We start from the raw sequence: 8643 nt of genomic DNA, 5'->3' as shown, positions 1-8643 counted from the left end.
GCCGCCATCGCATCTGCGATGCGCCCCATTGCGCCCAAAAGCATTCGATATTCGGCTGTCAAAGTGCGTTAATCGGATAAACCTACTCGGCTTCAAAAAACTTCGGATTATCCCTTGACTTCATATAGCTGGTCTCCTTTCTACAGGGAAAAGCGCATGTGCCAGGGAGGCCGAGAAAGCTGAGACCGGGTCGGGGTTCGAGTAGGAACCTTGGACCTGAGTCGCCAAGTCGCCTCGCAAGCACATGCGTTTTTCGCTTACATAACGCAATAAAAGGTAGGGGAAGCACTTTTCGAGAATATTTCAGCCGTAAGAAATGAGGGTTTCCAACCCGCGAAAGGCCGCGATACGACGCTTAGGGGCAGCCTCTTGACACCATTCGTCAGGTTCATTATTGTTGCCGTTGCAACTGTTGTCGTGGCAATAATAAGAAAAGCGGAAGAGGGCTACCGTTGTACATGTCGGACATTTCCATCATCGTGCGAAAGATGCGCACCTTCGCCGAGCGCAACATGGCTCACAGGGGCATCGGCTTCCCCGAGCAGCTCGTGCTGATGAGCCTCCTCGCGAACGGCGAGTCGAACCAGGAGTCGATCGCGGCCGAACACGGCATCGATCGCGGCGCCATCGCGAAGACGCTCGCAAAGCTCGAAGCGAAAGGCCTGGTGACACGCAAGGTCAACAACAAGAACAAGCGCGAGAAGATCGTGTGCGCAACGCCTGAGGCAACAAGCGTCTTCGACGAGATGCGCGCGTCGTTCGTCGAGTTGGACAACACGCTCTTTAACGGCTTCACCCCCGAGGAGAAAGCGAGCGCCTGCAATCTCATCGCGCGCATGGCGGCCAACCTGCAGGAAGTGGATTCCGCGCCCGCCGCAGCCGACGGCCGCTAGCGAACGTCCCACACGCCCGCCGCATCCACCTCGCGACCGCTCCCACGGCTTTCCCCACCACATCGACAACCACCAGAAAGGAAAGATCTCAGACCCATGATGCACCGGAAAACGAAGGAGCAGGACATCGAGCCTGCTCAACCCAATAAGGGCTCGGACATCGAACCGCAAGCCCCGGCGGGCAATTCCCCCGCCAAAGCAGTACCCACCGCCCGCAGCCAAGGAAAGGGCTACGCACTTGTCGCCGTAGTCTATTTGCTCGGACTATGCATGGGCGCGCTCGACATGGGCATCGTCAACCCCGCGCGTACCGTTATTCAGAACACGCTCAGCGTTGACGATAGCCTTGGCGTATGGATCATCACCATCTACACGCTCGCCTACGCCGTGTCAATTCCCATCATGGGCAAGCTCGCCGACCGCCATGGCCGCAAGGGCGTCTACCTGCTGTGCATCCTGCTCTTCGGCTTGGGCTCGGCGCTGTGCGGCGTCGCACAGGATTTGGGCAACTTCTGGATCCTCATCGGCGCGCGCGTCATCCAGGCGCTCGGCGGCGGCGGCATCATGCCGGTCGCAACAGCGGAGTTCGGCACCGCGTTCCCCGAGGAAAAGCGCGGCATGGCGCTCGGCATCGTGGGCATGGTGTACGGCCTTGCCTCCATCCTGGGCCCGACGGTGGGCAGCGCGATCCTCGAGGTGTTCGGGGCAACGCAGTGGCAATTCATCTTCTACGTGAACATCCCCATCTGCGTCATCGTGCTGATCCTCGGCGTCAAGCGTCTCCCGAACGCGCAAGCCGAGAAGACGGGACCCCTCGATGGCCTGGGCATTCTCATCCTCACGCTCATGACGCTCAGCCTTATGTACGGGCTTAAGAACATCGACTTCTTCGATTTCGCGACGTCGATCGCATCAACCGACGTATGGCCGTTCCTCGTGGCGTTCGTGGTGCTTCTGCCGCTGTTCGTACTGCGCGAGCGCCGCGCCGCCGACCCTATTCTCAACCTGAAGTACTTCACCAACGCGAACATCGTCATCGCGTTTCTGTGCGCGGTGATTTCAGGCATCGCCATGATGGGCACCATCTTCTTCCCGCAGTTCTGCGAGAACGCCATGATGATGAAATCGGGATCGGGCGGCTACTTCATCGCGCTGCTCGGCGTGGGCAGCGGCGTTGGCGCCATGATGTCGGGCAAGCTCATCGACAAGCACGGCGTGAAACCGGTGCTCGCGATGGGCTTCATCGGCGTGGCGATCGGCTCGGTTTTCATGGCGTTTGTGGCCTGCACCTGGCCAAGCCTCCTCACCGTGTGCGCCACCATGATCATCACCGGCCTCGGCCTCGGCTTCACCATGGGCACGCCGCTCAACTACATGATGCTAGAGAACACCGACGAGAAGGAATCGAACTCGGCGCTGGCCGCGCTGTCCCTCGTCCGCTCCATCGGCACCGCGATCGCGCCCGCCATCATGGTCGCGTTCGTCGTGCACGCGAGCGCCTACCTGCAGGGCAACCTCATGGATGCGATGCCGAGTGAGGTGAGCGTCTCCGAACTGCCCCACGCCGCCGAGCTCGACAGCGAGCTTGCGAGCCTTCGCGAGACCGAAAATGGCGCGAAAATGCTCGAGGGTGTCGACATCCCGCCACTCGAGGACTATCGCACCATCGACGTGGGCATGGACAGCGCGAGCGGAGACGGAAGCTTCGAGATGAGCGACGAGACGCTCGAACAGCTGAAGAACTCCGACGTCACCACGGTGGTTTCCGCATGCAAGGCGCTCTCGAGCGAGATGTTCGACACCATGAAGCCGACGATCGAGGGCAACATCCAAGGCGGGTTCGACAAGGGCATAGCCTCGATGCAGGAGGGTCTGGACAGCATGGATGCCCAGATGAGCCGTGTGCCGGCACCTGCGGCAGCCGCCATGGCCTCCCAGCGTGACGAGCTGCAGACCGTCGTGTCGCAGATGGAGGAAGCCCGGGATGCCGTGCCCGCCATGCTCGACGAGGCGAAGGAGAACTACCTGACCGAGGTCGACAACGATGCCGCGAAGATTCAGGAGGCCTACCAGCAAACGATGAACAGCGGTTTCAAGGGAATGTCGCTGTTCGTGGCCGCCTGCTCGATCGTGGGGCTTGTGCTGCTCGTTCCCTATAAGGACAAGAAGAGGCTCGCACAAGCTGGGAAGTAAACGACCCGTACCGAGGGACGCAGCCGTCCCAGCCACGTCGCCGGGACGTGTTGTTCAGCGCCGCCGGGGCGCTCCGCCCAAACGACAAAAGACGTCTTACGCGAAGCGCCCGCGTCCACGGATAAAACCACGGGCGCGGGCGCTTCGCTTTACTCCCAGCTCTTGTTTATTCCCAGCCCTTCCACACGTCGGGCTCGTAGCCGACGGTCGCCTGGCGGCCGTTGCGGACGATGGGCTCGCGAAGTATCTGCTGGTTATCGAGCACCTTCTCGAACTTCTGGTCGGCAGCGAGGTACCGTACGAGCGCAACCGTGTCGGCATCTTTTGCCTTCGGATCGATCACGGCATCGATCCCGCCGACGGCGCGCGCCACGCTTTCGAGCTCGCCTTTGCTCATCCCCTTTTCCTTCAAGTCGATGAACTGGAACTTCACGCGACGCTCCTTGAAATAGCGCTGCGCCTTCTTGGTATCGAAGCTTTTCTTCGTGCCGAATATCTGGATGTTCATACGTACCGCCTTCGGTCAATTCTCGTCCGTCCATGATACGACAAGGGAGCCGAGCAAAAACAGAGCAGGCGGAGATGGAGGAGGACGGCAACCGACCGTCGGCAAGAGTCGGCCAGATCGGACTGGCGCCCAGCGCGCGCCGGCAACACGCTCGCAGCTGCACACATAGCCGATGCGCAAGCTCGCCGCGGCGTTCTATCGCCACGCGGCGTGGCGATAGAGAAGCACACCGCCCGCCAACGATGGCGCCTCGGTGAAGAAAATCAACGTCTGGGTTACATCCCTTGAAAGGGGCGAAGGCGGCTGCTAGGATACCTCCCCGCTATGAAGGATTTGACCAAAGCATACATCGCAATTCGGCGGCCCCTGGTATACGGGGCCTCTCCTGTTGTTCCCCAAGTGCTCTCTGAGCAGCCGCTTTCCTCTTGTCGTATCTGATACGCGCATAGCGCGTGCATGAAATTTCGCCACAGGCCAGCGTACCTTTGGCGAAGAACCGAATAGATACGAAGGAAGCTTATGTCTGATAATTCTACGGTCGCGCCCGCCAATGGGCGCATTACCGGGACCCAAATCCGCATCGTCGCGGTCGTCGTCCTGGGTGCCTTCTTGGCGCTACTGAACCAAACGGTGATGTCGCCTGCGTTGCCGGTCATCATGTCCGATTTCGCCATCGATGCCTCGACTGCCCAGTGGATCATGTCCATATACCCGCTGGTGAGCGGCATCATGGTCCCCGTTTCGGCGTTCCTTATCGACAAGTTCAGCACCCGCGCGCTGTTCTTCGGGGCAACGCTGGTGTTCGCGCTGGGCACGCTGCTGTGCGCCGCAGCCCCTGATTTCCTGTTCCTCATCATCGGTCGCGTGCTGCAAGCGGCGGGCTCAGGCGTGCTCATGCCGCTGGTCTCGGTGGTTCCCATGCTGGTGTTCCCCGTCGAGAAACGAGGAACGGCTATGGGCATGGCGGGCATCGTCATGTCGGCGGGTCCCGCGGTCGGCCCCGTCGTAGGCGGCGCGGTGATCGACACGTACGGTTGGCGCACCATGATCGGCGCCATCGTCCCCCTCGCAATTCTCGTGCTGGTGCTGGGCATTTTCATGCTGAAGAACGTGGGCGAGCTGAAGAACCCCAAACTCGACCTGCTTTCGGTCGTCCTTTCCACCATCGCTTTCGGCGGACTTCTCTACGGATTCTCCAGCGCCTCGTCGATGGGATGGGGCAGCCCCGTGGTGCTCGGCTCGATCGTCGCAGGCGTCGTGTGCTTGGTGCTGTTCGTCGTACGCCAGGGCAAAATCGAGGACCCGCTGCTTCAACTGGGCACGCTCAAGACGCGCGAATTCCGCGTGGCGGCCATCATCGTCACGCTAATCAACGCTGCATGCCTGGTCACCAACACGTTGCTGCCGCTGCTGCTGCAAACGGCGCTCGGTGCTTCGGCCTTCGAAACCGGCATGGCCATGCTTCCCGCAGCGGCGGTGGGCATCATCATCAGCCCCATCTCCGGCGTGGTGTTCGACAAGTTCGGCCCGCGCGCCATCTCAATCATCGGCTTGGCGCTCATGACCGGCGCCCTGTTCTTGCTCTCGCTTTCGACGGTCAACACACCCATCCTGGTGGTTGCGCTGTTCTGCATGCTGCAGTCCGCCGGCCAGTCGCTCGCGAACATGCCGGTGAACACATGGGGTGTCAATGCCCTGACCAACGACATGATAGCCCACGGCAACGCCATCGCGAACACCGGCCGCCAGGTCGCCGGCGGTTTGTGCACGGCGCTCATCATCACGGTCATGACAAGCGTCACTGCGTCCGCCGGCGTCGACGCGAGCATCCAGGTCGCCACCGCCGTGGGCGCGGGCGTCGCTTACAAGGTGTGCGCGGCAATCGGCCTCGTTTCCCTTATCTACGCCGTGTTCAGCGTGCGCGCCAAGAAGGCTGCACCTAAAACGAAGGAGGCATAAGCGATGTCCGAGATTCTGTCCGAGCGCATCCCCCTCGAGCTCGAGGGGACGCCCGTTTCGAGCATCATGATTGAAGAGCCGTTCACCTGCACGCAGGATTGCACGGTCTCCGATGTGGTGCGCATGCTTGCCGAGAACGAGGTGAGCAGCATGCCCGTGGTCGACGAGCGCAACCAAGTGGTCGGGTTCATCTCCGACGGCGACGTCATGGGCGCCATCGCGCAACATCGCGCCCACACTATTTTCACAGGCGGCGACGCATCTATGCTGTACTTCGACGATCAGAGCCTTGAGCAGCGCATCGAGGATCTGAGGAACCGCAGCGTCATGGACTTCGCAACGCGCAAAGTAGTGTGCGCTCGACCCGACCAAAGCATCGCCCGCGTCGCCGCGCTACTGGCGAAGAAGAAGTTCAAGAAGCTTCCTGTAGTTGATGACGAGGGCAAACTCGTGGGAGTCATCCGCCGCTCTGCCATCACCAAGTACGTCTTCGGCATCCTTTTTCAATAGGGGACGAGCGCGGGCTCGGGGCACACCAAGGCCACTGACTCAGTTTTGTTGCGAGCATTCCAGACGCAACTGGGTCAAACGACCTTGACACGCATGTGCTTTCCCTCGATGCTTCGGTAAGGGGGACTGCGAAAATCGCAGCACGGGTAATCGACGCCGCACCCCCGAAGGCAAAAGCGAACACGGGAGCGACACTATGGGAAAAGTCCTGGACGAAGATTTGGTTTATGAGATTCTCTCCGTCGTGGCGGAGATCCCGGCGGGATGCGTCGCCTCATACGGCCAAATCGCGCGCCTCATCGGCAGGGAGAAAAACTCTCGCCTGGTCGGAGCCGTGCTGAGTGAGGCGGATTGCTACGGCGATTACCCGTGCCACCGCGTCGTCAACCACGCGGGACGCCTCGCGCCCAACTTCCCCGACCAGCGAGCGCTGCTGACGGAGGAAGGGGTCGCCTTCCGAGACAACGGCTGCGTCGACATGAAAAAATGCCAATGGGATGAGTGATCGGGGTGCGCCCTGCAATACGTCACGCTGAATCAGGGACCTCGCCAGCGAATTCCGAGTCGAGCCTGAGCAATTGCTGACGCACGTGCTCGTGTTCAAGATCGCATGATGGGGAGCTGGGCGCCCAAGTCCTTCCGCCCGCCATCCCCACCCTGACATTACGCGAGCCTCGAAGGGGCATCAGCGCGCTTCGAACATCTCGCCTGCGGTGACAAGCGTCAAATCGTCGCGCGCCTTCGCCTTCTCTTGCGTCGCTTCACTCACAGGCTCTTTCGTGAACAGGAAGAACGAGCGACGAGAATACCCCTTCACGAGGGGAGCGCGGCGCTCAAGCAGTTCGACCGCGCGCGACTCGTTGAAGGAGTTGCGCCACTTGCACTCGCCCAGAAGGATCGCTTTCGACTCCTTGTCTGCGGCAATGAGATCGATGTCCGTCTCGGTCTTGTCGCGCGAATCGGTTCCCCACCAACGACCGAATGACGACGCAAGAAATGGCAGCTCCCCCTTGGCGTTCGCGCGCACAACCCATTGCCCGCACACCGCCTCGAATTGTCTCCCCACATACGTCTGCAGGGCCTGCCCAAAGGCCGACCCGCACGCAGCCGCCGACCCAGCACCCGCCTCAATAGCACCGACGCTTTTGCTCACAAAGGCGTACCAATACGCGAAGAACGGGTCCTCGAGCGTATACAGCGCCCTGCGCGATGTGCTCGGATTCTCGCCGAATGGCACTTCGCGCTTAACAATGCCCAGGTCAAGAAGCATTTTTAGATACTTCGACATAGAGGACGCGCTCACGCCCGCTCGCTCGGCTATCCGCTTCGGGGAAGTCTCGCCAGAACCGATCGCATCGAGAATCGAGTTGTACAGCGCAGGCTCGCGCAGCTCTTGGCGAAGCAGCATAAGGGGCTCTTCGTAGAGGATCCCCGAGGTGTCGAACAGAAGCTCGGTAACGTTCTCCTCGTACGTTGCCCCCGCATCGATTTGCGCCAAGTAATACGGCGTGCCTCCGAATGTCGAGTAATACGTAATCGATTGCTCCGGCGAAAGCCCTGGCAGCATGAGCGCCGCATCGAAACAGTCGAACGGCTTAACCTTCAGCTGCATAGTGCGGCGACCGTACAGCGGGCTTTTCCGCCCAAGCACTTCGCCCTCCATGAAGCCCTCGTTGCTTCCGCACAAGATGACGCGAACGTTAGTGGCGCTCAAACCGTGATCGATGGCGATCTGCAAAACCGATGGAAGAGACGGCTCGGTTTCCGCAGCATAGGGAAATTCATCGAAGACGAGAAGAAACGGCTCGCCTTCGCGCTGCTTGGCGGCGTTCGCGATGAAGGAGAAGGCGCTGCGCCAATCAGGGAACGCACCAGTATCTCCCGGCAAACCGAAAAACGAATAGATGGCACGCGAAAAGTGAACCAGATTCTGCAGTGAGCTACGCTGCTGCGCGGTGAAATAGAGCGTCGGCTTATCGCTGGCGAAGGCGTCGATAAGCGTGGTTTTCCCAACGCGCCTACGACCGTAGACTACCGCCATCTGAAACCCGTTCTTCGCATACATGCGATTGAGCTGGGCAAGCTCCTTTTCGCGTCCAACGAACATATGCTCACCACTTCCTTCTTCATAAGATGCTTATGAGTATGATACTCGTAAGCATCTTATGCAAGCAATAACGCGAAAAGAAAGAAGGGCCATCATTTCAAGGGCTTATTCCGACGCCGCCGATCGCGTCCCGATTTGTGGTGTATCGAGAGCCATCGCCGGAACCACCGGCCACCCCTGTTCGGTGAATGCTACCCCTGCCCACCCCGAGGTCAATCGCCGCCGAGTTTGAAGTGCGAGTTAAGTTTTTGAGGAAAAACAGCCGAGAAATCTGCTAGCGAAGGAAAAGGGCCCTTCGGTATGCTTGCGGGTGTCTAAGCCAAAGCAAGCGGGAGAAAGGCCCTTCACGATGAATCTTACCACGCGCGCCGACGCGGTGGCGGCGCTCCGCGCCCACTACATGCCGGAATTGACCAGAACCGAGGACTTCGAAGCGTTCGAGTCGATCGTCGCCTCGAACGGGAAGTCCCTGC

7 protein-coding genes are annotated in these 8643 nt (G+C 60.2%); 5 read left to right on the top strand and 2 right to left on the bottom strand.

Annotated elements, in window-relative coordinates; genetic code table 11:
• The first annotated feature begins 458 nt into the window (after positions 1-458).
• Together ACMRQN_RS03525 and ACMRQN_RS03520 are read left to right on the top strand one after the other, a co-directional pair.
• On the top strand, positions 459-893 hold the full coding sequence (locus ACMRQN_RS03525) for a MarR family winged helix-turn-helix transcriptional regulator (RefSeq protein WP_418733844.1): 435 nt from the start codon (positions 459-461) through the stop codon (positions 891-893).
• A 96-nt stretch (positions 894-989) separates the two neighbouring features.
• Positions 990-3086, top strand: a complete 2097-nt coding sequence (locus ACMRQN_RS03520; protein ID WP_418733843.1) for an MFS transporter — start codon at positions 990-992, stop codon at positions 3084-3086.
• A 166-nt stretch (positions 3087-3252) separates the two neighbouring features.
• Here the strand turns inward: ACMRQN_RS03520 and ACMRQN_RS03515 are convergent, their stop codons facing one another.
• Positions 3253-3594, bottom strand: a complete 342-nt coding sequence (locus ACMRQN_RS03515; RefSeq protein ID WP_418733842.1) for an arsenate reductase family protein — start codon at positions 3592-3594, stop codon at positions 3253-3255.
• Between the two features lie 519 nt (positions 3595-4113).
• On the opposite strand from ACMRQN_RS03515, the gene ACMRQN_RS03510 reads away from it, so the two are divergent.
• The 3 genes from ACMRQN_RS03510 to ACMRQN_RS03500 all read left to right on the top strand — a co-directional run bounded on the left by ACMRQN_RS03510 (position 4114) and on the right by ACMRQN_RS03500 (position 6568).
• Positions 4114-5553 carry a DHA2 family efflux MFS transporter permease subunit gene (locus ACMRQN_RS03510; protein WP_418733841.1) on the top strand — a complete coding sequence of 480 codons (1440 nt, stop codon included), beginning with the start codon at positions 4114-4116 and terminating at the stop codon, positions 5551-5553.
• A gap of 3 nt (positions 5554-5556) precedes the next feature.
• Complete coding sequence (locus tag ACMRQN_RS03505) at positions 5557-6063, top strand: HPP family protein (protein WP_418733840.1); 507 nt, start codon at positions 5557-5559, stop codon at positions 6061-6063.
• Positions 6064-6259: 196 nt separating this feature from the next.
• On the top strand, positions 6260-6568 hold the full coding sequence (locus ACMRQN_RS03500; RefSeq protein WP_418733839.1) for an MGMT family protein: 309 nt from the start codon (positions 6260-6262) through the stop codon (positions 6566-6568).
• Between the two features lie 180 nt (positions 6569-6748).
• On the opposite strand, the gene ACMRQN_RS03495 is transcribed toward ACMRQN_RS03500, so the two are convergent.
• On the bottom strand, positions 6749-8170 hold the full coding sequence (locus ACMRQN_RS03495; protein WP_418733838.1) for an ATP-binding protein: 1422 nt from the start codon (positions 8168-8170) through the stop codon (positions 6749-6751).
• Positions 8171-8643: the final 473 nt, after the last annotated feature.

This window comes from Ellagibacter sp. (genome assembly GCF_048412355.1).
Classification (GTDB): Bacteria; Actinomycetota; Coriobacteriia; order Coriobacteriales; family Eggerthellaceae; genus Ellagibacter.
This window is presented reverse-complemented; position numbering and strand designations above follow the sequence as displayed.

Excerpts from the sequence above, each read along its gene's own strand:
- ACMRQN_RS03500 (WP_418733839.1), top strand. The coding sequence starts at position 6,260 with ATGGGAAAAGTCCTGGACGAAGATTTGGTTTATGAGATTCTCTCCGTC.
- ACMRQN_RS03510 (WP_418733841.1), top strand. The coding sequence starts at position 4,114 with ATGTCTGATAATTCTACGGTCGCGCCCGCCAATGGGCGCATTACCGGG.
- ACMRQN_RS03520 (WP_418733843.1), top strand. The coding sequence starts at position 990 with ATGATGCACCGGAAAACGAAGGAGCAGGACATCGAGCCTGCTCAACCC.
- ACMRQN_RS03505 (WP_418733840.1), top strand. The coding sequence starts at position 5,557 with ATGTCCGAGATTCTGTCCGAGCGCATCCCCCTCGAGCTCGAGGGGACG.
- ACMRQN_RS03525 (WP_418733844.1), top strand. The coding sequence starts at position 459 with ATGTCGGACATTTCCATCATCGTGCGAAAGATGCGCACCTTCGCCGAG.
- ACMRQN_RS03515 (WP_418733842.1), bottom strand. The coding sequence starts at position 3,594 with ATGAACATCCAGATATTCGGCACGAAGAAAAGCTTCGATACCAAGAAG.
- ACMRQN_RS03495 (WP_418733838.1), bottom strand. The coding sequence starts at position 8,170 with ATGTTCGTTGGACGCGAAAAGGAGCTTGCCCAGCTCAATCGCATGTAT.